22 protein-coding genes are annotated in these 24,837 nt (G+C 68.0%); 8 read left to right on the plus strand and 14 right to left on the minus strand.

Features of this window, described 5'->3' with window-relative positions; all coding sequences use genetic code 11:
* Positions 1 to 158 precede the first annotated feature (158 nt).
* Entirely contained in the window at positions 159 to 2,165 is a 2,007-nt protein-coding gene (locus RTY46_RS14600; protein WP_312709248.1) for a M13 family metallopeptidase, read from the plus strand.
* Positions 2,166 to 2,255: 90 nt separating this feature from the next.
* Here RTY46_RS14600 and RTY46_RS14605 read toward each other — a convergent pair whose 3' ends face one another.
* A complete protein-coding gene (locus RTY46_RS14605; RefSeq protein ID WP_312709250.1) occupies positions 2,256 to 3,911 on the minus strand; it encodes a DUF4166 domain-containing protein in 1,656 nt (551 codons plus the stop codon).
* Between the two features lie 125 nt (positions 3,912 to 4,036).
* Here RTY46_RS14605 and RTY46_RS14610 point away from each other — a divergent pair, with 125 nt between their 5' ends.
* The gene (locus RTY46_RS14610; RefSeq protein ID WP_312709252.1) at positions 4,037 to 4,519 is read left to right on the plus strand and encodes a VOC family protein; all 483 of its coding nucleotides are present in this window, start codon (positions 4,037 to 4,039) and stop codon (positions 4,517 to 4,519) included.
* Positions 4,516 to 6,102, plus strand: coding sequence for an NAD(P)/FAD-dependent oxidoreductase (locus RTY46_RS14615; protein ID WP_312709253.1), 1,587 nt, complete (start codon positions 4,516 to 4,518; stop codon positions 6,100 to 6,102). Before RTY46_RS14610 ends, RTY46_RS14615 begins: the two co-directional genes overlap by 4 nt.
* A 94-nt stretch (positions 6,103 to 6,196) precedes the next feature.
* On the opposite strand, the gene RTY46_RS14620 is transcribed toward RTY46_RS14615, so the two are convergent.
* From RTY46_RS14620 to RTY46_RS14645, 6 genes are all read right to left on the minus strand, one after another.
* Complete coding sequence (locus RTY46_RS14620) at positions 6,197 to 6,871, minus strand: rhomboid family intramembrane serine protease (protein WP_312709254.1); 675 nt, start codon at positions 6,869 to 6,871, stop codon at positions 6,197 to 6,199.
* A 93-nt stretch (positions 6,872 to 6,964) separates the two neighbouring features.
* Positions 6,965 to 7,393 carry an MGMT family protein gene (locus tag RTY46_RS14625; protein ID WP_312709255.1) on the minus strand — a complete coding sequence of 143 codons (429 nt, stop codon included), beginning with the start codon at positions 7,391 to 7,393 and terminating at the stop codon, positions 6,965 to 6,967.
* Complete coding sequence (locus tag RTY46_RS14630) at positions 7,300 to 8,220, minus strand: DMT family transporter (protein ID WP_312709257.1); 921 nt, start codon at positions 8,218 to 8,220, stop codon at positions 7,300 to 7,302. Before RTY46_RS14630 ends, RTY46_RS14625 begins: the two co-directional genes overlap by 94 nt.
* Before the next feature lie 173 nt (positions 8,221 to 8,393).
* Complete coding sequence (gene gorA, locus RTY46_RS14635) at positions 8,394 to 9,752, minus strand: glutathione-disulfide reductase (protein ID WP_312709258.1); 1,359 nt, start codon at positions 9,750 to 9,752, stop codon at positions 8,394 to 8,396.
* Between the two features lie 108 nt (positions 9,753 to 9,860).
* On the minus strand, positions 9,861 to 11,105 hold the full coding sequence (locus RTY46_RS14640) for a DUF418 domain-containing protein (RefSeq protein ID WP_312709259.1): 1,245 nt from the start codon (positions 11,103 to 11,105) through the stop codon (positions 9,861 to 9,863).
* Positions 11,106 to 11,206: 101 nt separating this feature from the next.
* On the minus strand, positions 11,207 to 11,689 hold the full coding sequence (locus tag RTY46_RS14645; RefSeq protein WP_108753733.1) for a peptidylprolyl isomerase: 483 nt from the start codon (positions 11,687 to 11,689) through the stop codon (positions 11,207 to 11,209).
* 111 nt (positions 11,690 to 11,800) lie between these two features.
* Between RTY46_RS14645 and RTY46_RS14650 the strand changes: the two genes are divergently transcribed.
* From RTY46_RS14650 to RTY46_RS14660, 3 genes are all read left to right on the plus strand, one after another.
* Positions 11,801 to 12,343 (plus strand): C40 family peptidase, encoded by a 543-nt coding sequence (locus RTY46_RS14650; protein WP_312709260.1) that lies wholly within the window; start codon positions 11,801 to 11,803, stop codon positions 12,341 to 12,343.
* Positions 12,344 to 12,543: 200 nt separating this feature from the next.
* Positions 12,544 to 13,245 (plus strand): C40 family peptidase, encoded by a 702-nt coding sequence (locus RTY46_RS14655; RefSeq protein WP_312709277.1) that lies wholly within the window; start codon positions 12,544 to 12,546, stop codon positions 13,243 to 13,245.
* Positions 13,246 to 13,475: 230 nt separating this feature from the next.
* Positions 13,476 to 14,828 carry a sigma-54 dependent transcriptional regulator gene (locus tag RTY46_RS14660; protein ID WP_312709261.1) on the plus strand — a complete coding sequence of 451 codons (1,353 nt, stop codon included), beginning with the start codon at positions 13,476 to 13,478 and terminating at the stop codon, positions 14,826 to 14,828.
* Between the two features lie 362 nt (positions 14,829 to 15,190).
* Here the strand turns inward: RTY46_RS14660 and RTY46_RS14665 are convergent, their stop codons facing one another.
* The 7 genes from RTY46_RS14665 to RTY46_RS14695 form a co-directional block, all read right to left on the minus strand.
* Positions 15,191 to 16,480, minus strand: a complete 1,290-nt coding sequence (locus tag RTY46_RS14665) for a transporter (RefSeq protein ID WP_312709263.1) — start codon at positions 16,478 to 16,480, stop codon at positions 15,191 to 15,193.
* A 45-nt stretch (positions 16,481 to 16,525) separates the two neighbouring features.
* A complete protein-coding gene (locus RTY46_RS14670; protein WP_312709264.1) occupies positions 16,526 to 17,278 on the minus strand; it encodes a hypothetical protein in 753 nt (250 codons plus the stop codon).
* Positions 17,279 to 17,291: 13 nt separating this feature from the next.
* Positions 17,292 to 17,996 carry a C39 family peptidase gene (locus RTY46_RS14675; protein WP_312709265.1) on the minus strand — a complete coding sequence of 235 codons (705 nt, stop codon included), beginning with the start codon at positions 17,994 to 17,996 and terminating at the stop codon, positions 17,292 to 17,294.
* A 139-nt stretch (positions 17,997 to 18,135) separates the two neighbouring features.
* A complete protein-coding gene (locus RTY46_RS14680) occupies positions 18,136 to 19,518 on the minus strand; it encodes an adhesin (RefSeq protein ID WP_312709267.1) in 1,383 nt (460 codons plus the stop codon).
* A 43-nt stretch (positions 19,519 to 19,561) separates the two neighbouring features.
* Positions 19,562 to 20,179 (minus strand): hypothetical protein, encoded by a 618-nt coding sequence (locus RTY46_RS14685; RefSeq protein WP_312709268.1) that lies wholly within the window; start codon positions 20,177 to 20,179, stop codon positions 19,562 to 19,564.
* Positions 20,179 to 20,718, minus strand: coding sequence for a hypothetical protein (locus RTY46_RS14690; RefSeq protein ID WP_312709269.1), 540 nt, complete (start codon positions 20,716 to 20,718; stop codon positions 20,179 to 20,181). The genes RTY46_RS14685 and RTY46_RS14690 overlap by 1 nt, the downstream gene beginning before the upstream one ends.
* Positions 20,719 to 20,949: 231 nt before the next feature.
* Positions 20,950 to 22,284 carry a dicarboxylate/amino acid:cation symporter gene (locus RTY46_RS14695; protein ID WP_312709270.1) on the minus strand — a complete coding sequence of 445 codons (1,335 nt, stop codon included), beginning with the start codon at positions 22,282 to 22,284 and terminating at the stop codon, positions 20,950 to 20,952.
* Positions 22,285 to 22,437: 153 nt separating this feature from the next.
* Here RTY46_RS14695 and RTY46_RS14700 point away from each other — a divergent pair, with 153 nt between their 5' ends.
* Positions 22,438 to 24,144 (plus strand): alkaline phosphatase, encoded by a 1,707-nt coding sequence (locus tag RTY46_RS14700; protein ID WP_312709271.1) that lies wholly within the window; start codon positions 22,438 to 22,440, stop codon positions 24,142 to 24,144.
* Positions 24,145 to 24,164: 20 nt separating this feature from the next.
* On the plus strand, positions 24,165 to 24,689 hold the full coding sequence (locus RTY46_RS14705; protein ID WP_312709272.1) for a WG repeat-containing protein: 525 nt from the start codon (positions 24,165 to 24,167) through the stop codon (positions 24,687 to 24,689).
* Positions 24,690 to 24,837 lie beyond the last annotated feature (148 nt).

Genomic DNA, 24,837 nt, shown 5'->3' on the forward strand with positions numbered 1-24,837 from the left:
ACCCAGCCCCTGTCGTGTCGCGTCCATCCAGCGTCCATGCCGCACCGCCCGGCAGCGCCGGGCCGTGCCCGGCGAATGCCGCGTGACGCATGCATCCCGTGCCCATGCACGGCTTGCTATAGTTCGCCCGCCCTCAATCCATCACGGATTCGTTCTACATGCTCAACTTCCGTCCGCTTGCCGTCGCCCTGGGCATCAGCCTGGCGACCCTGGTCCCGACCCACGATGCATTCGCCGCCAAGAAGAAGGCCGCGCGCACGCCTGCCGTCAGCGCCCAGTGCAGCGACTTCTACGACGCCACCAATGCCGGCTGGCTGAAGGCCAACCCGGCACCGCAGACCGGCGCCGCCACGGCCCTGGGCCAGCTGGTGGACCGCAGCCGCCAGCAGCAGCGTGAACTGCTGGACGCCTCGATGAAGGCGCCGCAGGGCAACGTGCAGAAGCTGCTGGGCGACTTCTGGGCCAGCGGCCTGGACGAAGCGGCCGTGGAAGCGGACGGCTCGAACCCGATCGCCCCGCTGCTGACCCGCATCAACGCGATCAAGAAGGCCAAGGACGTCCCGGCCTCGATCGCAGCGCTGCACCAGGTCGGTATTCCGGTGGCCTTCAACTTCGGCCCGGACGTGGACCTGAAGGCGCTGGACCGCCATATCGGCTATTTCATGCAGGGCGGCATGGGCCTGCCCGATCCGGCCTTCTACACCCGCACCGACGCCGACACCGTGGCCCTGATGGGCCGCTACCGCAACTACGTGAAGCAGATCCTGGCGCTGACCGGTACCCCGGCGGCCAAGCTGGATGCCGAATCGCAGTCGGTGATCGAACTGGAAACCGAACTGGCCCGCAACGCGCAGTCGCTGGCCGGCATCAACAACCCGTTCAACAACTACGCGCCGATCTCGACCAAGGATCTGAACAGCCGCTACCGCAACCTGCAGCTGGATGCCTTCCTGAAGGCGCAGGGCGTGAACGACGACCTGGTTTCGCTGGCCGACCCGCAGCTGTTCAAGCAGCTGGACGGCATGGTGACCAAGCTCAAGCCGGACCAGTGGAAGGCCTACCTGCGCTGGCGCGTGGGTGACTCGATGGCCCCGTACCTGTCCAAGGCCTACCGCGATGCGGAATTCGAGTTCCGCGGCCGCGTGCTGCGGGGTGAGGCCCTGCCGCCGCAGCGCTGGGAAAGCGTACTGGACGCCATCAACGTGGCCGCCGGCCCGATGGTCGGCCGCGAGTATGCCGCGCGTTACCTGTCCGCCGAAGACCGCCGCCAGGCGGCGTGGATCGTCGACAAGGTGCGTGAAGTGCAGATCGAGGCGGTGAAGAACAGCACCTGGATGAGTGCCGAAGCCAAGACCGAAGCGCAGGCCAAGCTGGCCGCGCTGAAGATCGAAATCGGCACCCCGCTGCGCGACCTCGATTACAGCGTGCAGCCGATGGGTCGTGGCTCGTTCGGCGGCAACATGCTGATCGCCTCGACCTGGCGCCACCGCGAAGAAATGAAGCGCATCGGCAAGGGCAACGCCGACCGCCGCTGGGACGTGCTGCCGCAGCAGCCGTCGCTGGCCTACGACCTGGCCCAGAACCGCCTGATCGTGACCGCCGCCATCCTGCAGGGCCCGGTGTTCAACGCCAAGGCCGACGCCGCCGACAAGTTCGGCAGTTTCGGCGGCCTGGTCGGCCACGAACTGAACCGCGCCATCGATGCCAAGGGCGCTCTGGTGGATGCCAAGGGTGAACTGCGCAGCTGGTGGACGCCGGCTGACAAGACCGCCTGGACCCTGCTGGGCAACCGCGTGGCCGCGCAGTACGGCGCCTACGAATTCCCCGGCGTGAAGGGGGCCAAGGTCAACGGCGCGCTGACCCAGGAAGAGAACCTGGCCGACATTGCCGGCCTGGAACTGGCCTGGGCTGCCTACACCGCGCAGGAACCGAAGGCCAAGCCGGCCCAGCAGCAGGGCTTCTTCCGCGCGTGGGCCGCGCTGTGGCCGCAGCAGCTGTCGCCGAACGAAGCGGCGCGCCGCCTGACCGCCGACATCCGTGCACCGGGCCGTTGGCGCACCAACGGTCCGCTGTCGAACCTGCCGGCCTTCGGCGCGACCTTCAGCTGCAAGGCCGGCCAGCCGATGCAGCGCACCGACGCCGAGCAGATCAAGGTCTGGCGCTGAGTGCAGCGGTAATGCAGTAACGGAAAAGGCGCCTTCGGGCGCCTTTTCCGCATGTACCGAAGGGAGATCCACGCCATGCGTGGATGCGCGTCAACCCGGCTGCAACGTGCCCCGGTAATGCACGATGCGCCCCACCCCCGGCGCGCCGATCTCCACGTCGAACACGAAACGTCCATCCACCTCGTACTCGAAGCTCTGGTCACCGGGCAGCAGTGCGCGCGGCAGCGGGATGCCCAGCACCGACCAGCTGCGCGGCACCAGCTGCAGCCGTCCGCCGTCCACCACCAGCGCCAAGGCAACCGCCACGGCACCGAAGCGCTCGACCAGCAGCGCCTCGTCACGCCCCTTGCCTTCGGTCTGCAGCGAAGAGAAGCGCTGCCCATTGAAGGTGCGCGTCCAACGCTCACCGCCCGCTTCGGGGCTGAACTGCACGGTCACCGGCACGTTCGCAGCGGCGGCGGGAAAGCCAAAGATCCTGCCCAGCACACGCGACAACAGGCCGCGCCCGCGCTCCACCTGGGCCTGCCCCACCCAGCGCTGCGCCGCACCCGGTGCATGCAGCGCCTGCAGGGTGGCCGGCAATAGCGCATACGCGTCGCCCAGCACACGCTGGTACAGGCTGGCACCGGGCATGTCGCGGCGGAAGCCGGTGTGGATGGTGCGGCCGGCAAACAGCTGATCGTAGTCGGCCAGTTCCAGCGCGTGCGTTGCCGGGCGAGCGCCCGGTGCGGGCCTTTCACCGGCCAGTTGCTTGCGGATCACCGCTTCGATGGCCATCGACGGAATGTAGGGACCGTCATCGGCTTCGGCCAGCAGGTGCCAGCTCTGTTCCACCGGCATCCCGTTGCAAGTGCCCTGCGCACGCACGATCATGCCGCCGCGGTGCTCACCGAACTTCATCAGGTTCAGCACGGTGTAGAACAGCCGCGAACACGGCTCCAATGACGGCAGCTTGAAGCGCCAGCGCGCCTTCGCCAGCAGGTTCAGTGCCCGGTGCAGTACCTCCGGTACCGGGCCAGCGCCTATCCAGATATCGGTCATGGTCGGGTGTTCGGGCGGCAGCACCTGCAGGTCCGGCACGTCCACCAGCGAGAAATGCAGGTTGCGCAGCGGTATCCGGCCCGGCACCGCCACGGTGAAACGGCGGCTTTCGGCCAGACCGATACCATGGCCATCGCGGCCCTCCCGACGCAGTTTCACCGGTGAGCCGGCGTAACCGACCACCGCGCGCATCACGTTCAGGCCGATGCCTGCGAACGGCGACGGCGCGATACCGCCTTCCACCCGGGTGATGTCCATGCGCGTGGCCATCTGCCGCAGCACCGCGGCGGTCAGCACCGGGAAACTGCTGACCCCGGACAGCACGTACACACCGGCCGCGCGGGCCTGTGCATCGTAGGCCGACACGCCGAACACGAAGTCGGCGGCGTCGGCGAAATCCAGGTAATCGATGCCGGCGCCGATGCAGGCTTCCACCGCGCTGTAGCGGTGCTCACCGTAATCCTGGAAGGGCCCGGAAGCATCGACCACCAGGTCCGGACGCTCGGCCTGCAGCACCGGTGCCAGCTGCCTGCGGTCCACCTGCAGCGGACGTACCGGCGGCTGGCCCTTGTAGGCCGCGCAGAACGCCTGTGCCGCCGCCAGGTTGCGACCCGCGATCAAAAGTTCCAGTTGCGGCAGATCCGCCAGCAACCGCACCAACCGCCCACCGAACACACCGTAACCCCCCAGAACCAGGATCTTCACGCGCCTTCCCTGTCGTGTCGTTGCGCCATGGTAGCGCGCCGCCCTGCGCTCCTGCAGCGCAGCACGATCCGGTGTTAACGGGCCGCGTGCTATCGCTGCGCCATCGACCGCTGCGGAGCCCGACCATGGCCCACAAGAACACCATCTGCGTGTGGTACGACAAGGACGCCCTGGCGGCAGCCACCTTCTATGCCCAGACCTTTGCCGACAGCGCGGTGACCGCGGTGCACGCCGCGCCCAGCGACTACCCCGACGGCCGCGAGGGCGATGTGCTGATGGTGGAGTTCACCGTGTACGGCATTCCCTGCGTGGGCCTCAACGGCGGCCCGGCGTTCAAGCACAGCGAAGCGTTCTCCTTCCAGATCCAGACCGAGGACCAGGCCGAGACCGACCGCCTGTGGAATGCCATCGTCAACAATGGCGGCCAGGAAAGCGAATGTGGCTGGTGCAAGGACCGCTGGGGCGTGTCGTGGCAGATCAGCCCACGCGTGCTGATCGACGCGGTCACCAGCAGTGACAAGGCGCTGGCGCGGCGTGCGTTCAACGCCATGATGCCGATGAAGAAGATCGACATCGCCACCATCGAAGCGGCGATCGCGCAGGCATGAACCACTGGGACGCGATCATCGTCGGTGGCGGCCACAACGGCCTGGTGTGCGCCGCCTACCTGGCCCGCGCCGGGCACAAGGTGCTGGTGCTGGAACGACGCGCGGTGCTGGGCGGGGCGGCGGTCACCGAAGAATTCCACCCGGGCTTCCGCAACTCGGCGGCCTCGTACACGGTATCGCTGCTGCAGCCGAAGGTGATCGACGACCTGCAGTTGCACCAGCACGGGCTGCGCATCGTTGCGCGGCCGGTGAACAACTTCCTGCCGCTGGCCGATGGCCGCTATCTGCTGGCCGCACCGGGCCGCACCCAGGCCGAGGTGGCGAAATTTTCCGAGCGCGATGCGCAGGCCCTCCCCGCCTACGAGGCCGGCCTGGAAATCTTCGCCGACGTGCTGCGTGCGTGGGCGCTACGCGCGCCGCCCGACCTGGGCGCGGCGGCCGGCTGGCGTGCGTTGCCGGCGCTGTGGCAGATGGGCCGGCTGGGCCGCGAGTTGTCCGCCTTGGACCCGTCACTGCGGCAGGAGCTGCTGGACCTGTTCACGCTGTCGGCCGCCGAGTACCTGGACCGCTGGTTCGAAAGCGAGCCGATCAAGGCGCTGTTCGGCTTCGACGGCATCGTTGGCAACTATGCCAGCCCGTACACGCCGGGCAGCGCCTACGTGCTGCTGCACCACGTGTTCGGCCAGTGCAACGGGGTGAAGGGCGCCTGGGGCCACGCCATCGGTGGCATGGGTGCGATCAGCCAGGCCATTGCCGCAGCCGCACGCGACGCCGGCGCCGAACTGCGCGTCGCTGCCGGTGTGCAGCGACTGCAGGTCGAACAGGGCCGCGTGGTCGGCGTGGTGCTGGCCGACGGCAGCAGCGAGCGCGCGCACGCGGTGATCGCCAACGTCAATCCGAAGCTGCTGTACGAACAGTTGCTGGAACCACAGCAGGTACCGCCGGCGACCCGCGAACGCATGGCGCACTGGCGCTGTGGTTCGGGAACGTTCCGCATGAACGTAGCGCTGTCTGCGCTGCCCGACTTCCGGGCCCTGCCCGGCCCCGGCCCCCACCTGAGCGCGGGCATCGTCCTGGCCCCCAGCCTGGATTACATGGATCGCGCGTGGCTGGATGCACGCCGCGACGGCTGGTCGCGCGAACCCATCGTGGAGATGCTGATTCCCAGCACCCTGGATGATTCGCTGGCGCCGCCGGGGCAGCACGTGGCCAGCCTGTTCTGCCAGCACGTGGCGCCCGTACTGCCGGAGGGCCGGCACTGGGATGATCATCGGGACGAGGTGGGCGATCTGATGATCGCCACCGTCGATCGCCATGCGCCGGGGTTCGCGGCCAGCGTGCTGGGCCGGCAGGTGCTGTCGCCGCTGGATCTGGAGCGCACGTTCGGGCTGATCGGCGGCGACATCTTCCACGGCGCGCTCAGCGCCAACCAGCTGTTTTCAGCGCGCCCGATGGTCGGCCAGGCCGGCTACCGCGGCGCCCTGCCTGGGCTGTACCTGTGTGGCTCGGGCACCCATCCCGGCGGCGGCGTCACCGGTGCGCCAGGGCACAATGCGGCCCAGGTGGTGATGCAGGATCTGTGAGGTGCTCCGCATTGGTAGGTGCCAACCTTGGTTGGCACGCCTTTGCGTGTGCCAACCAAGGTTGGCACCTACCCGCGTCAAATGATCCTTCGGATCATTTGACGCTGCGCAGGTGGTTCGGGCGCTTCGGCGGGCCCGGCGGGCGGCGCTTGTTGAACGGGGGCTGGCCGCGCCAGTAGCGGATCAGCAGCCAGCCGAACAGCATGCCGCCCAAGTGCGCGAAGTGGGCCACGCCCGGCTGCCAGCCGGTCATGCCCAGCACCAGCTCACCCACGCCGAACAGGATCACGAAGGTCCGTGCCTTCATCGGAATGGGCGGGAACAGCAGCATCACCCGCTGGTTCGGGAACAGCATGCCGTAGGCCAGAAGCAGGCCGAACACACCGCCGGAGGCGCCCAGCACCGGTGCCGGGTTCTCCAGCACTGCGCCGACCAGCAGCTGGCACAGGCCGGCGCCGACCACGCACACCAGGTAATAGATCAGGAAACGCTTCTCACCCCAGGTCTGTTCCAGCGGCGCGCCGAACATGAAGACGGCCAGCATGTTGAAGAACAGATGGCCGAAGCTGCCGTGCAGGAAACCGTAGGTCAGCAGCTGCCAGGGCTGGAAATTGCCACCGGGCGAGAACGCATCGAAGCCCTGCTGCAGCGGTTGCAGCATGAACGGGGCAAAGGTCTGCATGCCGAGCAGGAACGGCTGCTGCAGCAGGAACAGGATCGCATTGGCGATCAGCAGGGCCTTGGTAACGGTGGGCAGTCGCGGGAACATGGGATGACCGGGATGGAACAAGCTCCATCATAGCCGCTGCACGGTGTGCGTTTGGCGACGGCAGCGCGGTACCGGTTCAGCCAGCGGCTGCGCTCACCCCGGGCCCCACAGCGCTGCGTCCAGGGCGGCGGCCGGGTCGACCGCTGGCATGCGCACGCGGCCGTGGGTGACCACCACGCCTTCCGCGCGCAGCCGCTGCGCCTGTTCGCGCCAGCCCGCCGAACCTTCGGCCATGGCGATGCGACCATCCGAACGCAGCACGCGGTGCCAGGGCAGGCTGGGATCGTCGTTCTGGCAAAGCACGCGTGCGGTCAGGCGGGCCCGACCGGGCAGGCCGGCACGCATCGCCACCTGGCCGTAGCCCAGCACCTGCCCGGGCGGAATAGCGCGGATGACCTGCAGGATGCGGGCGCGCGCCTGCTCCGGGCTCAGCGCCGCAGGCGGGTCACCAGCAGCACGCCCAGCAGGACCAGCACGGTGCCGGCGATCTGCGCCGGCCCCATCGGTTCGTCGAGCAGCCATAGGCTCATCACGATGGTGGAAACAGGGCCCAGCATACCCACCTGCGCGGCCAGCGAGGACCCCACGCGCTGCACGGCCAGCATGATCGCCAGCACCGGCAGTACCGTGCACACCGTGGCATTGACCAGCGACAGCCACTGCACCGGCGCCGGTGCCTGCCACAGCAGCGGCAGCGGGTGGGTCACTGCGAAATGCAGCAGCACCAGCACGCTGGCCACGCAGCTGGCATAGGCGGTCAGCCGCACCGCGCCCACGCGCGTCACCACCTGGCCGCTGCCAAACAGGTACAGCGCATAGCTGAGCGCGCTGCCCAGCACCAGCAGGCTGCCGATGATGATCTGCCCCCCCTCGCGCTGCAGGTCATGGCCGAAGGCCAGCAGCACGCCCAGGTAACTGAGCAGCAGCGCCGCGATCTGCCAGCGCCCCGGCCGCTGCCGTGCCAGCAGCACGTTGATCAGCAGCACCAGGGTCGGGTTCAAGTACAGGATCAGCCGCTCCAGGGTCACGCTGATGTACTGCAGGCCCTGGAAATCAAGCAGGCTGGACAGGTAGTAGCCGGTGAACCCCAGCCACAGCACGCGCGCACGGTCGGCCCAGGACAGCGCATCGGCTCGGCGCGCCGACCACAGGGCCATCAGCACGAACAGCGGCAGCGCCATCATCATGCGCAGGGCCAGCAGGGTGGTGGCATCGACGCCGTGGCGCAGGCCCAGCTTGACGATGATCGCCTTGCCGGACGCGGCAATGGCACCGACCGCAGCCAGGCCGATGCCGCCCAGGGCAATGCGGGGCGAGGCGGTGGCAATGCGCGAAGACGGGCTGGACATGGGAACGGCAGCAGGCCGCGCGGGGCGGCCAGGGGCAATCGTGGGGCCTCTATTGTCGCATGGGCTCGCGCGGGCCGTAGAGTCGAGCTTGCTCGACTGATGCACCGCGCACGGATGGAACGCGCGCAAATGGATCGCGCGCAGTCGAGCAAGCTCGACTCTACCCCGCCGGGTTACCGCATCAGCACCACTTCTTCCGACGAGGTGGGATGGATTGCCACGGTGGCATCGAACTGCGCCTTGGTCGCGCCCATCTTCACCGCCACCGCAAAGCCCTGCAGGATCTCATCGGCGGCTTCACCCAGCAGGTGGATGCCCACGACGCGTTCTTCCGGGCCAGCACACACCATCTTGAACAGACTACGCTGGGTGCCGTTGGCCAGCGCCTGCAGCATCGGGCGGAACCGGCTGTGGTAGACCGTCACCTGATCGAAGCATTCGCGTGCCTGCTGTTCGCTCAGGCCCACCGCGCCCAGCGGCGGGTGCGAGAACACTACGCTGGGCACGGTCCCGTAATCCATCTTCGATTCCGGCTTGCCGCCGAACAGGCGGTCCATCAGGCGCCGCGACGCCGCCACGGCAACCGGGGTCAGGCCGACCTTGCCGGCGATATCGCCCACCGCGTGCACGCTCGGCACGGCGGTGGTCTGCCACTCGTCAACCTCCACCTGGCGGTGCTCGCCGATGCCGATGCCCAGCGCTTCCAGGCCCAGATCGGCACTGTTGCCGCGGCGGCCGGTAGCGAAGAACACCGCATCGAACGCGCAGTCCAACGCCCCCTGCGCGCCCACCACGCGCACCTGCTGGCCCTCGCGCTGCAGTGCCTTCAGGTCGAATTCGAAGCAGATGCGCACGCCCTGCTGGCGCAGGTTCTCGGCCAGTTGTTCGGTCAGCTCGTAGTCGAAACGGTCGAGCAGGCGCAGCCCGCGCACCAGCAGGCTGACCCGGCTGCCCAGCGCCTGCAGCAGGCCGGCCAGTTCCACGGCGATGTAGCCACCACCGACGATCGCGACCTCGGCCGGGGCGGCGCGCAGATCGAAGAAATCATCCGACACCAGGCCCAGTTCTGCACCCGGCACGTCGGGCCGCTGCGGGTGCGCACCGGTGGCGATCAGGACGTGCTGGGCGCTGTAGCGCACGCCATCGGCGCAGGCCACCGTATGCGCATCCAGCAGATGCCCCCGCGCGGGAATGCGCACCACGCCGGTCTCATCCAGGCGCGCGTGGTAACTCTTGTGGATGTTGGTGATGTAGGCCTGGCGGTGGATCACCAGTTCCTTCCAGGACAGCGCAGGACGCGCCGGCACATCGAACCCCATCGCGTGCGCCAGGCCGATGCGTTCGGCCAGGTCGGCCGCCAGCCACATCGCCTTCTTCGGCACGCAGCCGATATTGACGCAGGTGCCGCCCAGCTCGCCCGGTTCCAGCAGCGCCACGCGCTTGCCGTACTGTGCAGCGCGGATCGCACCGGCCAGGCCGGCCGAGCCGCCGCCAAGCACGATCAGGTCATAGTCGAAGGGCGCAGTACTCATGGGAATCGCTCGCAGATAAGGGAAACAACAACGTCAGGGGCGCGTCGCGCGCCAGCTGCGAGCATGCCACGGGCGGCAGGCAGCACAGCGTGAGTGATGGCGCGCCGATCAGCCCGGTGCGCTGGCGCGGCGCATGGCCGGCCATTGACGATAGGTGACGGCCCGCCACAGCCACTCCACCGGCCCGAAGCGGAAATGCCGCAGCCACGCGTGACTGATTGCCACCTGTGCGGCGAACAGTCCCAGCGCCAGCAGCAGCTGCCACGCGCGCGGCACCTGCTCGAACGCGCCCAGCCCATAGTGATAGAACAGCAGCGTGCACAGCAGCGACTGCAGCAGGTAGTGGCTCAATGCCATGCGCCCCACCGGCGCCAGGCCGGCCAGTGCGGCGCGCCAGCGCACCCCCCATGCCAGGTAGCCCAGGCACATCGGCACCGCGCCGATCGCCACCATCGCCATGGCGGCGGTGGTCACCAGGTCGTACTCACCCGGCGGCAGGTAGGGCTTCCAGTACGTGCCCAGCAGGGTCAGCAGCAGGCCCAGCGGCAAGGCGACCCAGCGCAGCAGTGCGTACAAGCGCGGAAAACGTTCCGGCGCTGCCAGCGCCCCGCTGCGGGCGAACCAGCTGCCCAGCAGGAACATGCCCAGCACCTGCGGCCCGGAAATGATCATGCCCCCCAGCGCCACGCCGAAATCATGCAGGCGTTGGCCATTGGCCTGCAGCCAGCTGCCCTGCCCGTACACCAGCCGTTGCTGGTCAACGCTCTGCTGGGCGTCGGCCAGCATGCGCTGCAGGTCTTCCGGCGTGGCCATCGACACCATGGCCCCCACCAGCAGCATCAGCAGCACCCCGCCCAGATAGACCATGGCGCCCATCCACGGCAGCCAGCTGCGCGGCGCTTCGCGGCAGGCCAGCAACGGCAGCGACGCCAGCGCATACAGCACCAGGATGTCGCCGGACCAGACCAGCAGCGCATGGCACAGCCCGATCAGCAGCAGACCGGCGCTGCGGCGCAGATAGAACGGGGTGAAGTCGCGGCCGGCCGCCTCGGCGCGCTGCGCCATGACCGCGAAGCCGGCGCCGAACAACAGCGAGAACAGGGTGAAGAATTTGCCCTGCACGAACACGTAGACGAACGCGTCGGCCCAGTAGTCAATGCCCTGCCAGTGCGTGTCGATGCCGGTGAAGGCCAGTTCCAGCGGGCCCGCGAAGGCCTCGATGTTCATCAGCAGGATGCCCAGCAGGGCGACCCCGCGCAGCACGTCCAGCACGGCGATGCGTTCGCCGGACGCAACCGGCTGCAGGGTAGGAAGTGCGGCGTTCACGGAACATCCGGTGGACAGGTCCGTCATTATGCCGCCGCCGGGCGCCGAGCGGCGTTGCCCGTCGCGCGGCGCAGAAACACAACGGCCCGCCGAAGCGGGCCGTTGCTGGCATCAGGCTGTCGCAGCGATCAGTGCTGGTGGCCGCCGTCGCCGTGCACGTGGCCGTGCTCGATCTCTTCCTTGCCGGCTTCGCGCACTTCGACGATTTCCACGTCGAAATGCAGGTCCTTGCCGGCCATCGGGTGGTTCAGGTCAACGTCGACCACGCTCATGCCGACCTTCTGCACGGTCACTGCGCGCGGGCCGAAGTTGGTCTGCAGCACCACCTGCTGGCCCGGGGCCAGCTTGGCATTGCCGAAATGCTTCTTCGGCACGCGCTGGGACAGGCCCTCGCGGCGTTCGCCGTAGGCGTCTGCCGCGGTCACGTCGACGCTGAAGGTCGCGCCGGCTTCCTGGTCCATCATGGCGTTTTCCAGGCCCGGGATGATGTTGCCGTGGCCGATCAGGATCGCCAGCGGCTCGCCGCGGTCCTTGGACGACTCGATCGGCGCCTGGCCGACTTCGGAAACGGTGTAGTGGAAGCGGACAACGCGGTCTTTTTCGATCTTCATGCGCAACTCTGTCTGGATCTGCCGGAGGCAGGCGGGTTGGGGCGGGTTGTCGCCCGGCGGGGACGCCGCCATCATGACGGCCAATCCAAGGTGGCGCATTATCCGGAGATCATGCACATCACGCCAGTTTCGTCCGGCCCGCGCCGGCTCTTCGCGCCCGCCCTGCTGCTGGCCCTGCCCCTGTTGCTGACCGCCTGTGGCGGCGGCAAGGCCACACGCCCTGCCCCGCCGCCGCCGCCCTCGGCGCACTGGCCGGCGACCACACCGGACGACCCCGAGGCCGCCAATTCGGTGCTGATGCGCGCGATCAGTCTGGTCGGCACCCCCTACCGTTACGGCGGCAACACCCCTGATTCGGGCTTCGACTGCAGTGGCCTGGTGACCTATGTGTACCGGGAAATGGTGGACCTGAAGCTGCCGCGCACCTCGCGCGACCTGGCCGCGGTGCAGGGCCCGAAGATCGACCCGGCGCGCCTGGCCACCGGCGATCTGGTGTTCTTCGGCAGCCGCGGCAGTGTCACCCACGTGGGCATCTATGTCGGCGAAGGGCGCTTCGTGCACGCGCCCAGCACGGGCGGCACGGTCCGCCTGGATTCGCTCAGCGGTCCCTACTGGAAAGACCACTACACAGGAGCGAAACGCGTCCTTCGCTAAACTGAACAGGCGATATGTTCAAATCTGTGACGCGCATCACATTGAAAATAACGTTTTTATAACGAAATTTTTAACTTATCGCGGCTTTTACAGGGCATGATGCCCCATCGTTTTTTTTCTGTGACCGACGCGTGACGACTGACGACCTGCAGGGCCAAGGCCAGACCGCCGTTCCTTCACATCGTGTCCGCCCGCTGCTGCTGGGTCTGGCACTCTGGCTCTCCAGCCTTCCGGCCTGGGCGCAGACCGCTCCGAATCGTTCCGATGCACCGGCTGCCGCTGCAGCTGAAGCGACCGCCAAGCCGGCCGCCAAGGCCGAACCGGCCGCCCAGCGCAGCCGCGCCGATGCCGCCGCCAGCGCCACCCTGGCCGCCCTGCTGCCGCATCTGGCCGCCAACGACACCATTCCGCTGATGGACCGCTCGGCCATGGTTGCCGGCGACCTCAGCCGCCTGCTTGCCAACTACGACACCAGCGCCGCCGCCACCGGCAGCGCGGTCGGCAGCGAAGCCGACAACGGCAAGGTGCAGTCGCTGCTGCGCCGTGCCATGACCCTGCTGGGCACGCCGTACCGTTGGGGCGGCAGCAACCCGGACAGCGGCTTCGACTGCAGCGGCCTGGTCGGCTATGTATTCCGTTCCGCGCTGGGCATCGAACTGCCGCGCGTCTCGCGTGAAATGGCCCACGACAACAACGCCCAGCTGATCAACGACCGCGCCTCGCTGGCCGCCGGTGACCTGGTGTTCTTCGGCCGCAAGGGCCGGGTCGACCATGTCGGCATCTACGTGGGCGAAGGTCGCTTCCTGCACGCGCCGAGCACCGGCAAGGACGTGCGCGTGGATACTCTGCTCAGTGGCTACTGGGGCAACAAGTTCATGCAGGCGCGCCGGGTCGATCTCTGACCGCTGCGCGCCGCGCCACTGCATTACCGGATAAGCCGCTGCCCTGCAGCGGCTTTTTCGTTGGGTCGGGCTGGCCGCTGGGCGTTGCCCCGTGCGTTGGAGGTTGATGTCACGGTCCATCGGGCCGCGGCTGGCTGCCAACCCGCGGCCGACGTAATCCGGCGTGGGGCGGCACGCCGGGGTACCCCGCCAGACCCGCCCGCGCTGTCTGCATGCCGGGGGGGGAAGGGATGGCAGCAAGCCTGGAAGTTCCATCACGCTGCGTGATCTGGTTCGGCCAGCCGCAGGCCTCAGAGCGCGGCGCGCTTGCCGCCGCCGGTTGGCAGCTGCGCTGCGTGGCCCCCGGCCCGACCATGGCGGTGGGCCTGCGCGGCCGCGATCACCTGGTCGCCGTCATCGACCTGCGCCACCTCGACCTGGAGGCCCTGCGCGTACTGCTGCCATGGATGGAGCAACACCACCATCTGCCATGGCTGGCGGTACTGCCTGCCGGGGTCGACAGCCCTCCCCCCGCCTGGACCGACGTGCTGCTGGCCTGCCAGAACCAGTTCACACTGCCCCTGGAACTGGCCACCCTGGTATCGACCCTGCAGCGCCAGGCCGACGAAGACATCTCCGACCCCGCCCGTGTCTGCGATGGCGGCGGTTTGCCCGCCCTGATCGGTGACAGCCCGCGGGTGCTGGCAGTGCGCGCAGCACTGCACAAGTTCGCCCCGGTGGATCTGCCGGTGCTGGTGACCGGCGAAACCGGCACCGGCAAGGAACTGGCCGCACAGGCCCTGCATGCGCTTTCCGGTCGCGCCGGCAAGCCCTTCCTGGCCGTGAACTGCGGGGCCATCCCCGCCAACCTGGTGCAGTCGGAACTGTTCGGCCATGAGCGCGGCGCGTTTACCGGCGCCGCGCAGCGCCGCATCGGCCTGTTTGAGTCGGCCCATGGCGGCACCGTGTTCCTGGATGAAGTGGGCGATCTACCCGGCGATGCACAGACCAGCCTGCTGCGCGTGCTGCAGGAAGGCACGCTGGAACGCGTGGGCAGCAACCAGCCGCTGCGCGTGGATGTACGCGTGCTGGCGGCCACCCATGTCGAACTGGAACAGGCCGTGGCCCAGGGCCGTTTCCGCCGCGACCTGTATTACCGGCTGAACGTGCTGCGCCTGCCGATGCCGCCGCTGCGCGAGCGCGGCACCGACGTGCTGCTGCTGGCCGACCATTTCCTGCGCGGCTTCCGCCAGCGCCATCCCGGCCGCGCTCGCGGCTTCGATGCCGACGCGCGCCAGGCCATGCGCGGTTTCGGCTGGCCGGGCAACGTGCGCGAGCTGTTGAACCGCGTGCAGCGCGCGGCGATCGTGGCCGAGGGCGAACTGATAACGGCAGCGGATCTGGAACTTGCCGACGCCGATGCCCCTGAACCCCGTGCGCTGCTGCACGATGCCCGTGGCCAGGTGGAACGCGACCTGCTGCTGCAGGCGCTGCGCCAGCACGGCTACAACGTCTCGGCCTGCGCGCGGCACATGCAGGTATCGCGCGTGACCGTGTATCGGCTGTGCCGCAAGCACCGCCTGGAACTGCCGCCGGAACGCTGATGCCCGGCTGCCGTTGACGTTGAACTTGACGTGGACGTTGACGTTGACTTGGATCCGCCTTGAAGCGAGCCGAGCACCGCAGGTCCGGCGAGGGCGAAGAGGCGCCGGTGTCTGAGCGCAGCGAGTTCGGCGCCGTCCCTCGACGGGCCGAGGAGCGCAGGGTACCGGCGCGCAGCGCCGGCTCGCGGACGGCGGCGTGTTTCTTTGGTTACTTTCTTGCACGAGCAAAGAAAGTGACACCCCTCCGCGGTCGCGGAAAGCAGCCGCCGGGCTTGGCCCGGCGCTACCCTGCGTGAGCGCCACCACAATAGAAAAACGCCGGGCATGGCCCGGCGCTACCGATGCATGGCGTCAGCCCTTCGCTACAACATGTACGGCACCTTGAACGCCAGGGTGAAATCGGGCGCGTCCGGGGTCAGCCCGATGCCCAGCAGCGTCACCAGCGTGGTGTTCTGGTTCAAGGCGTAGGTCACGCCCAGGTTCAACGAGGCCGCATTGGCATCGCTGCCGATCACCTTCACCCACTGCCCGCCCTTGAACCGCGTCGAGGCCCGGGAGGTGATCTTGTCGCTGAAGGAAATGCTCAGGCTGGTGCGTTCGTTGAAGGCAAACGCCACGCCCGCACCGAAGTACACCGATCCGCCCAGCTTCACGTCGCCCGGATTGGTGGTGTCCGGATTGCTGTCGATGTCACTGAACCCACGCGGGAATGAGTGGATGTAGCCGGCATTGGCGAACAGGATCGCCGGGTCGGCGGTCTTCACCATCGACACGCCCAGATTGGCCTGCCACACGCCGTTGCCGGTGGGCTGCTCACGTGGCACCGCGAAGCGGATGTAGTCATCGTCATCGCGCTCGATCACCTTCCAGTCCAACCCATACGGCGCGCGTCCGGTGGGCGCGGTCACGCCGCCGGTCAGCACCGTTTCCGGGCGCCAGCCACGTTCGCCGAACAGACGATAGTTGGCACTCACGCTCACATCGCCCAGGCCGTGGCCGTTGGTCTCTTCCTGCGCGATCGCCGCGGCGGCACCGCCTGCACCGCCCTTCTGGTAGACCGTACGCCGCGCCAGGTACGGCACGTCGGCGTTCAGGGTCAGGTTCGGGCTGACCCCCCAGCGCGCGGCCAGGTTATAGGTGAGCGAATCGGATTCGACGTTCTCGATGGCGATGTTGCCCAGGAAGATCGCATCCAGCGCCAGGAACCCATTGAGGGTGAGCTGCTTGCGGTCGTAGCGCGCATAGGTGAGGCTGTTTTCCAGGGTGAACCTGCGCGAGAACAGCGCGGCCTGCTGCTGCTTCACGTCGTCCACGCTGCGCCGCGCCTCCTGCTTGGCCTGCTGCGCCTCGGCGGCAGTGCTGGCGTAACCCTCGCTGCTCGGCGGTACCGCGGCGGCAGCGGCCGGGGCCAGCGGCGCGGCGGGCGTTGTAGCAGCGCCGGCGCGACCGTTCAGGCGTGCCTGCATGGCCTGCACCTGCATGTCCAACTCGCGCAGGCGGCGCACTTCCTGTGCGTAATTGGCTTTCAGTTGCTCCAGTTGTCCGATCAGCGCCTGCACGTCGGCGGTATCGTTGGCTGCCGGCTGCTGGGCGAAGGCGTTGGCCGCCAGCGCCGCCAGCGCCAGCGGGGTAAGCCGCAAATAGGTATGCATGTCAGTGACCTGCGTTGAACGTTCGTCCCCCTTGACCGGACCGGTTTACTGGCCCGGGCCCATGCCGCGGTTCAGCGCGATTGCCTGGGCCACGTTCTGGCTCAACGGCAGGTTGCCGGCCACGGAATTGCGTACCAGTTCCAGCTGCAGCCGGTTGCTGGCGTTCTGGCCGTCGCCGCTCAGGGCAATGCCCTGGCCGACGCTGCCGTTGCGGATCCACTGCTGCACCATGCCCTGGCCATCGACCTGCAACAGCAGGCGCGCCTGGTTGCCGTCCAGTACGGCGCTCGCGCTTGCACCGCCGTGCTGCACCTGGGCGATGCGCGTTCCATCGTCAGTGCCGGCCACGGGCACGGCGCCGTCACGGATGGTGAGCGAGGTCACGTTGCGCGCAGTGTTGCCGTCGCCTGCCACCTGCACGCTCTGCACCAGGCCACTGGCATTGGCCAGGCCGGTGCTGTCGATGCTGCGAGCGCGGGTATCGGGCAGCGGTGCGTCAGCGGCGGTCACCTGCACACTGGGCTGGAAGGTCAGCTTGGGCGTGCTGCCCCGCCGGAAATCCATGCCCAGGGTCAGGGCGCCCTGCAGTGCGGTACCGTCGCTGCCTTTCCACTGGGAAATCATGGTTACGCCGAACCAGGCCACGTTGTTGCCGCCCACGGTGTAGCGACCGCGCATCAGGTTCAGCTCTGGATCGGGAATTTCCTTCAAGCCGCGTCCCGGCGCACCGTCAGCGGCCCAGGCGGGCAACGCAGGCAGGACCAGCAGCGCAGCAATCAATACACGTTGGCAAAACATGATCGTGCCTCCTTCAGAACAGGTCGGCATGGCTGAAGCCGAAGTCGACCAGTTCGGCATCGGTGATCGGCCCCTGCCGCGCATACAGCGCGCGTGCACTGGGTCGTTCGCTCGGTTGCAGCAGGACAGTGTTGCGGTCGAAGTCACTGCCGATGACGACGAAAACGGCGCGCGAGGGCCACGCTTCCAGGAATTCCGGCAGCGGCAGCGCACGGTTGCCCAGGATCGGGTCGGCCACTTCCACCACGCCGCCCCGCACCTGCTTGAGCACCACGAAATGGCGGAACCCGCGCACATCCATCAGCACCAGCCCGGGCACCCGCAGGGTGCGCAGGCGGGTTTCATCAATGCGGTAGCCGCGGCCGCGCATGCCCAGCGATTCGACATAGCGCTTGATGTCCAGCAGCGAGAACCCCCGCTCTTTCACCAGTTGTGGATCGGAAACCCCCATCATTCCCTCGATCACCGTGGCTTCGGTGGTGTCCAGGTGGTAGGCGTAGCGCAGGATCGTGGCCAGCGCTGCGGCCCCACAGCTGTAGTCGGTGTGCTGCCGCACCAGGTTGCGGTAGCGCCGCTCCTGCATGCTTTCCACCTTCTGCTGCATCAGCGCGCCGTTGGGCAGCACGCCGCTGAATGCGACGTCCCCCGCCCAGGCGCCCGTGCTGCCCAGCACCAGCAGGCAGGGCAGAAGACGCAACCACCAACGGGAACCGGCCATGGTGCTCTCCACGGGAAGGAAGGAGCCCCTGCCCCAAGGGGGAGGAGGGACAGGGGCTCCCGGGGAACCCGGTCATTGGCGGATGGCCGGGCTTGTTGCGCTCAACGCAGGTCAGCTGCGAAAGCGGTCACGCGCGGTGTTACTCGCCGCCGCCGGTGCCGCCGCCACCGCCGGTGCTCGGCTGGGCCACGGCCAGGGCCAGGCTGTTGGCCTGCAGGTTGCCGGTGCCGGAGGCCACGTTCACGCCGATGTTGCCCGACGCCCCGGAGAAGGCACTGCCGGACAGCGCCGAGGTGTTGGTGGCGTTGACGTTCACCCAACGGGTGGTGGTGACAGTGCCGCTCAGGCTGGCGTACAGGTCGGCAATGCCAAGCTCGACGAACTGGCTGGTGCCGCTTTCACGCGTGTCGAAGCCCAGGCCACCCACGCCCTGGCGGTACGGGTTCATCGTTGCGTTCTGGATCTCGTTGTCCAGATCGATGTGCCCGGTGCTGTTGCCGTCCGGATGCGGCAGGTCGCCATCCCAGCTGTCGAGGTAGTAGTTCGCCATCTGGTAGGCGTTGCCACGGCCGCTGTAGGTGCCGGCACCGTAGGCCAGGGTCAGGCCGCCCACGCCACCGCTCATGCCCACTTCCACGGTATCGGTGTAGGACTGCACATAGCCGGCGTTGGCCACCGTGTTGCCGGTGGAGACCTGGTTGGAGCTGATGCTGGACTGGGCCATGGCACTGGTGGCCACCGACGCGGCCAGCGCGTTCTTCTGCTCGTTGTTGTTGCCCGAGGCGATGTTCACGCCGATGTTGCCCGACGCGCCGCCGAAGGCATTGCCACCGAGGCCAGCAGCGTTGGTCACGCCGGAGTTCATGGTGGTGTTGTTGAAGCCCGCCTGGTTGACGAACACTTCCGCATCGGCCATGCCGAAGCTGAAGGAGGCGTCAGCCGCGGACAGCGAGGCCGCGTTGTCCTGGGCGTTGTTGTCACCGGCGACCACGTTGAAGCCGAGGTTGCCCGACGCACCGGCACCGACGTCATCGGCGATGGAAGCGCTGTTGGTGACCAGGCTGTTGGAGCCGAGGTTGTTGCTGATCGACTGGCGGTTGTCGATGACCGCGATCGCGGCCGAATCCAGATCGATCGTGCCGGTCACTTCCGGGTCACCGGAGAAGCTGATGTCCGAGCTCAGGCGCAGGTCCTTTTCCAGGTTCACATCGACGCCGTGGTTGTTCTTTTCCTTGCGCTCGTCGGCCTGGATGTTGCTGTTCTTCTGTACCTGCTCGTTCACCGTGCGGTTGCGGGTGATGTTGGAGCTGTCGGTGTTGCTGCGTACCGTGGTGCTGGTACGGGTCCAGTTGCGGACCTCGTTGTCGGTGTGGTTGTGGGTGTCGTTGCGGGTTTCGGTCACGACATGGTTGTGGTTGATGTTGGCGTTGGCGTTCTGGTTGTCCCAGCCGTTGGCCGCTGCCGCAGTGGAGGCCGTGGCAATCGCCATCGCAAGCACGGTCCTTTTCAGGTTCGCGTTCATGGTGCCCTCTCTCTCATCAGGTGATACATCGGGTGGTTGTTGCTCACGGGTTGCCCTGCACGGCCATGGTCAGCACGTTGGCCGTGTCATTGCGCGCTCCCGCGATCTGATTGAGTTGCAGGACACCGTCGAAGCCCCGCAGTGCCGTCGAAGCGACGCCGACACTGCGGATACCCGCCGCAACACCGTCACCGGTGTCGCCCTGCCCCCCTGCTGACGCGATATCCGCTGCGGCCAGCGCCGCGTCATCGGATTCGCGTATCCCTTGTCGGGCCAGCGTCGCGCTGACGACGTTGAGCGTCGTGTTGGCGATGCCGCTGGCCTGGTTGATCGATGCGATGCCACTGGCGCCGGCCAAGGCTTCTCCGGCGATGTGCGCGCTGGCCTGCAACGGTGCCGACAGCACCACGTTGCCGCCACGCTGCTGGCGTGCGGCCACGGCCACGTTGGCCTGGTCGCCGCTGGCCATGCCCTGCAGATTGGCCTGGATGTTGAGATCGCCGGCGGCCTGGTTCACCGCGATCGCGCCACTGGCGCCGGCCAGCGCGCGGCCCTCGATGCGGGCGATGTCCAGGTAGGCCAGCATGCCGCTGTAGTCATCGGCCATCGCGGTGGCCGGCAGCAGCACCACGACCAGCAGCAGGCCCCGCGCGCGCCGCATCATTTGCCACCGCCCGGCGCCGGGGCGCCCAGCGGGAACTGCGACAGCGCGCCGCGCACCGTATCGCCAATGCCGCGGGTGGTGTTGCCCACCGCACCCAGCGGGCCGCTCATCGCCCCGCTCAGGTTGCTGCCGCTCATCATGCTGTCGCCGGAGCGCCCGAGCGTGCCCCCCAGCGCCTGGTGGGTCACCCGCTCCACCGTGGTGCCACCGGGCGCGGCCAGCTGCTGGGTCTGCCCAGCGCCCAGCCCGGCGTAGTCATCGTCGCTGAGTTCGTCCATGCCACCGTGCGCGCCGCTGCTGCCGAGTGCAGCGGAGATCTCACGCTGTGGCTTGGGATCGGCGATCAACGCCACACCGGGCGGGGCCATGCGGTAGGCCGGGCGCGTGGACACATCGCGCAGCAGCACGATTTCGCCGGGCTGTGCCTTGACGCCCTGGCGCGCACCGGAAGCGGCGGCGGCCAGCGGGCAGGCCAGGGCCAGCAGCAGCGCCACCTGCCGTACCGGACTACCCGTGAGAATGCTGCTGCCGTCCATGCCGCTCTCCCGTTGCGTATGCGCAGGGAGGGAGCAGTTTCCGTGCCAAGTCCTGCAGGCCCGATGTACAAGGCCTTCGCGTCCCGTCTGGAACGCCGGTTGATGCCGCCGCGTTACAGCCGCGTTGGGATTTCGTTGGGCTTAACGCGGGTGAAACGCCGGATTCACGCGCTCTGCGGGGGCTGTATCAGTCCTGTTACAGGGGCTGATACAGCCCGTTGCAGCGCCGCTTCAGCTACGCGGCGGGGTCGGGTCGGGATCGTCGATACCGACGTTCGTGGACGGGTTGTCGTACACGCTCTGGTCCAGCAGCCCGGTTTCCTTGGCCACGATCACCGGCACCAGCATCTGCCCGGTCACGTTGGTCATCGTGCGCATCATGTCCAGGATGCGGTCGATGGCGTACAGGTAACCGATGGTCTCCAGCGGCAGGTTGGCCGCGCTCAGCACCACGGTGGCCATGATCACCGCCGTGCCCGGCACACCGGCGGTACCGAAGCTGCCCAGCACCGAAGCGATCAGCACCACCACGTACTGTTCCGGGGTGAGCGGCACGCCGCTGTACTGGGCAATGAACACCGCACACAGCGCCGGGTAGATCGCACCGCAGCCATCCATCTTGATGCTGGCGCCCAGCGGCACCGCGAACGAACCGTAGTCCTTGTTCACGCCCAGGTTGTGGGTGATCGAGCGCAGCGCCACCGGCATCGCCGCGAAGCTGGACGAGCTGACGAAGGCCACCTGCATGCCCGGCGCCGCACCGCGGAAGAACTTCAGCGGATTCAAGCCGTGCGCCAGCAGCAGCGCGCTGTACACCACCACGATGTGCAGCGCGCAGGCCACGTACAGGGCCAGCACGAAGTGGCCCAGCGGCAGCAGCTTCTCGAAACCGTAGCTGCCGACCAGCCCGGCAATCAGGCCGAACGTACCGATCGGGGTGACTTCCAGCACGAAGCGCGTCACCTGGATCATGATGTCGCTCATCTGCCCGACCAGCCTGCGCGCCTCGGTCACCTTCTCGCCCAGCTTGACGATGGCAAAGCCCACCAGGCCGGCGAAGAAGATCACCGGCAGGATCGAGCCACGGCCAGCGGCCAGCACGGTTTCACCGGCGGCATTCACCTTGGTGCCGATGCCCGACAGCGCGTAGAACACGTTGGACGGCACCACATCCAGCAGCACCTGCACCACGCTCGGTACTTCGCGCGGCACGTAATTGCTGGCCATCGACAGCTGCAGGCCGCCGGCACCGGGCTGCAGCACCGTGCCCACGCCCAGGCCCACGCACACCGCCAGCGCCGCGGTGATCACGAACCACAGGAAAGTACGGCCACTGAGCGCCGCCACCGACTTCTGGCCGTGCAGCGACGCAATGGCATTGATGACCGCGAAGAACACCAGCGGCACCGCGATCATCTTGATCAGGGTCACATACAGTTCGCCGAGCGGGCCGAACCACGTTTCCGCGGCCGGGCCCAGCGCCCAGCCAGCCAGCGCGCCGAGCACGAAGCCACCGACCACGCGCTGCCAGAATGGAATCCGCAGCCAGGCAGACACCAGTTTCATAGGCAATCCAGAGGGAAGGAAGGGATGGTTCCACGATAGCCCAAGCCTGCCCCGGGAACGACCGCCCCACCGGCAAATCAGTGTGTCATCGGCGTGCCTTGCTGGGCCGGGCATAATGAACGTCCCGTTACAGTGTGTGAGATCCCAGCGTCCATGCGTCGTTCCGTCTCCCTGTTGGCCGCCTGCGCCACCACCCTGCTGCTGGGCGCCTGCGCCAGCACTGCCCCCGCCACCGCCCCCGCCGGCCTGAAGGTTGCCGTCGATCCGGTCGCCCACCCCGCCGGTGAGACCCCGCAGTGGTGGTACCGCAGCGGTGCAGCCCAGGCAGCAGCAAACGGTGCGATGGCCGGCAAGGCCAAGAACGTCATTCTGTTCCTGGGCGATGGCATGAGCCTGACCACCGTGGCCGCCGCGCGCATCTACGAAGGCCAGCGCAAGGGCAGCGCCGGCGAAGAAAACCTGCTGTCGTGGGAGCGCTTCCCGGCCACCGCGTTCAGCAAGACCTACAACACCGATTCGCAGACGCCCGATTCGGCCGGCACGATGACTGCCATCACCACCGGCGTGAAGACCCACATGGGCGCCATCGGCGTCAGCGCCGGCACCCGCACCGCCTGCGCCGACAGCCTGTCCAAGGGCCTGCTGACCTGGCTGCAGCTGGCCGACAGTGCCGGCCTGGCCACGGGCATCGTCTCCACCGCGCGCCTGACCCACGCCACCCCGGCCGCCACCTACGCGCACTCGCCCGAGCGCAACTGGGAAAACGACACCGACCTGACCGAAGAAGCCAAGGCGGCCGGCTGCCAGGACATCGCCCAGCAGTTGCTGTCCACCTCCCGCTACGGCCGTGGCCCGCTGGTCGCCCTGGGCGGCGGTCGCGGCGAGTTCACCACCGTGGAAGAGCGTGACCCCGAGTACGACGACAAGGTCGGCCAGCGCCTGGACGGCCGCAGCCTGGTGCAGGAATGGCAGCAGGCGCATCCGCAGGGCGCCTATGTCTGGAACAGCAAGCAGCTGGCCGCGGCCACCAACGCCCCGGCCCTGCTCGGCCTGTTCGAGCCGGACCACATGCGCTACGAATACGAGCGCCCGCAGGATCCGGCCGGCGAGCCGAGCCTGGCCGAACTGACCGCCGCGGCGATCAAGAACCTGGCCCAGCACAAGGAAGGCTATGTGCTGATGATCGAAGGCGCGCGCATCGACCACGCCAACCACAGTGGCAACGCCTACCGTGCGCTGACCGAAACGGTGGCGCTGTCCGATGCGGTGCGCGTGGCCAACGAACTGACTTCGGCCGATGACACGCTGATCATCGTCACTGCCGACCACTCGCACACCCTCAACTTCGTGGGGTACCCGGCGCGCGGCAACCCGATCCTGGGCAAGGTGAAGGACAAGGGCGGCGAAGACGGTGCCGGCAAGCTGGACAACGCCCTGGACGGCAACGGCCAGCCCTACACCACGCTGAGCTACGCCAACGGCCCCGGCCACACCGGCGCCACCAACCAGCAGCCGGCCGGGCCGAAGCGCTACCCGCACAACCCCAGCACCTTCGAGCAGGCCAAGGGCCGGCCCGACCTGCACGGGGTGGACACCGAGCACCCTGACTACATGCAGGAGGCGCTGGTGCCGATGAAGTCTGAATCGCACGGCGGTGAAGACGTGGGCATCTGGGCCCGCGGCCCGGGCAGCCAGGCGATCCGTGGCACGCTGGAACAGAACGCGATCTACCACATGATCGTGCAGGCCGCCCCGGCCCTGCGCGCACGCCTGTGCCAGGCCGGCACCTGCGATGCGCAGGGCGTGCCTGTGCAGTTGCCGGCACCGAACGCGTTCGAGCGCAAGGCCGAGGCCAAGTGATGCTGCAATCGGCCCCTGCCATGGCGGGGGCCGGTCGCCGCGTCGCGCGGTGGCTGGTCCTGCTGGGCGTGCTGGCCAGTGCCGGTGCGCTGGCCCAGCCGCCTGCGTGCCAGCTGCTGACCGAGAGTGAAGGTCTGGTGCCGTTGCCAGGCTGCGCCGTCGCCAACGGTCAGCCACGGCTGGACGCCACGGCGCTGGCCGCATTGCCCTACGACGCACAGGGACTGGCGGTGGTGCATGCCGGCGGCAGTTTCCATTACGTGAACCGCGCCGGCAGCAGCCTGGCGGTCATCACCTGGGACAACGGCCCCGACACCCCGCAGGAAGGCCTGCTGCGTGGCCGCGTGGGCGACCGCATCGGCTACTTCGACGTGACGTTGCGGCAGATGATCGAACCGACCTTCGATTTCGCCTGGCCGTTCCAGGACGGCGTGGCCGACGTCTGCAACGGGTGCCGACGCGGCACGCCCGATGGCGACGGGCACACCCCGATGGAAGGCGGCGACTGGTTCCGCATCGACCGCACGGGGCGACGGCTGAAGTAGTGTTTTCGGCAGGGCTGCGCCCTGCACCTGCTCAACGTCAACGGCAACGGCAACAGCTGCATTGCGTGGGATGGCGGGGCGGTGTCGGATTGCGGGGACGCCGCAAGTACGTCCGTGTAGCAACTGTGTTGTGGGATGGGATTTTGGC

This window comes from Stenotrophomonas sp., assembly GCF_032056425.1.
Classification (GTDB): Bacteria; Pseudomonadota; Gammaproteobacteria; order Xanthomonadales; family Xanthomonadaceae; genus Stenotrophomonas.

Bases quoted from the DNA above. Each gene is read 5' to 3' on its own strand.
- RTY46_RS14610 (WP_312709252.1), top strand. From the start codon at position 4,037: ATGGCCCACAAGAACACCATCTGCGTGTGGTACGACAAGGACGCCCTG.
- RTY46_RS14685 (WP_312709268.1), bottom strand. From the start codon at position 20,179: ATGCGGCGCGCGCGGGGCCTGCTGCTGGTCGTGGTGCTGCTGCCGGCC.
- RTY46_RS14680 (WP_312709267.1), bottom strand. From the start codon at position 19,518: ATGAACGCGAACCTGAAAAGGACCGTGCTTGCGATGGCGATTGCCACG.
- RTY46_RS14645 (WP_108753733.1), bottom strand. From the start codon at position 11,689: ATGAAGATCGAAAAAGACCGCGTTGTCCGCTTCCACTACACCGTTTCC.
- RTY46_RS14700 (WP_312709271.1), top strand. From the start codon at position 22,438: ATGCGTCGTTCCGTCTCCCTGTTGGCCGCCTGCGCCACCACCCTGCTG.
- RTY46_RS14650 (WP_312709260.1), top strand. From the start codon at position 11,801: ATGCACATCACGCCAGTTTCGTCCGGCCCGCGCCGGCTCTTCGCGCCC.
- RTY46_RS14660 (WP_312709261.1), top strand. From the start codon at position 13,476: ATGGCAGCAAGCCTGGAAGTTCCATCACGCTGCGTGATCTGGTTCGGC.
- RTY46_RS14705 (WP_312709272.1), top strand. From the start codon at position 24,165: ATGGCGGGGGCCGGTCGCCGCGTCGCGCGGTGGCTGGTCCTGCTGGGC.
- RTY46_RS14630 (WP_312709257.1), bottom strand. From the start codon at position 8,220: ATGTCCAGCCCGTCTTCGCGCATTGCCACCGCCTCGCCCCGCATTGCC.
- RTY46_RS14665 (WP_312709263.1), bottom strand. From the start codon at position 16,480: ATGCATACCTATTTGCGGCTTACCCCGCTGGCGCTGGCGGCGCTGGCG.
- RTY46_RS14615 (WP_312709253.1), top strand. From the start codon at position 4,516: ATGAACCACTGGGACGCGATCATCGTCGGTGGCGGCCACAACGGCCTG.
- RTY46_RS14695 (WP_312709270.1), bottom strand. From the start codon at position 22,284: ATGAAACTGGTGTCTGCCTGGCTGCGGATTCCATTCTGGCAGCGCGTG.
- RTY46_RS14620 (WP_312709254.1), bottom strand. From the start codon at position 6,871: ATGTTCCCGCGACTGCCCACCGTTACCAAGGCCCTGCTGATCGCCAAT.
- RTY46_RS14600 (WP_312709248.1), top strand. From the start codon at position 159: ATGCTCAACTTCCGTCCGCTTGCCGTCGCCCTGGGCATCAGCCTGGCG.
- RTY46_RS14670 (WP_312709264.1), bottom strand. From the start codon at position 17,278: ATGTTTTGCCAACGTGTATTGATTGCTGCGCTGCTGGTCCTGCCTGCG.
- RTY46_RS14625 (WP_312709255.1), bottom strand. From the start codon at position 7,393: ATGGCTGCTCGACGAACCGATGGGGCCGGCGCAGATCGCCGGCACCGT.
- RTY46_RS14690 (WP_312709269.1), bottom strand. From the start codon at position 20,718: ATGGACGGCAGCAGCATTCTCACGGGTAGTCCGGTACGGCAGGTGGCG.
- RTY46_RS14675 (WP_312709265.1), bottom strand. From the start codon at position 17,996: ATGGCCGGTTCCCGTTGGTGGTTGCGTCTTCTGCCCTGCCTGCTGGTG.
- gorA (WP_312709258.1), bottom strand. From the start codon at position 9,752: ATGAGTACTGCGCCCTTCGACTATGACCTGATCGTGCTTGGCGGCGGC.
- RTY46_RS14640 (WP_312709259.1), bottom strand. From the start codon at position 11,105: ATGACGGACCTGTCCACCGGATGTTCCGTGAACGCCGCACTTCCTACC.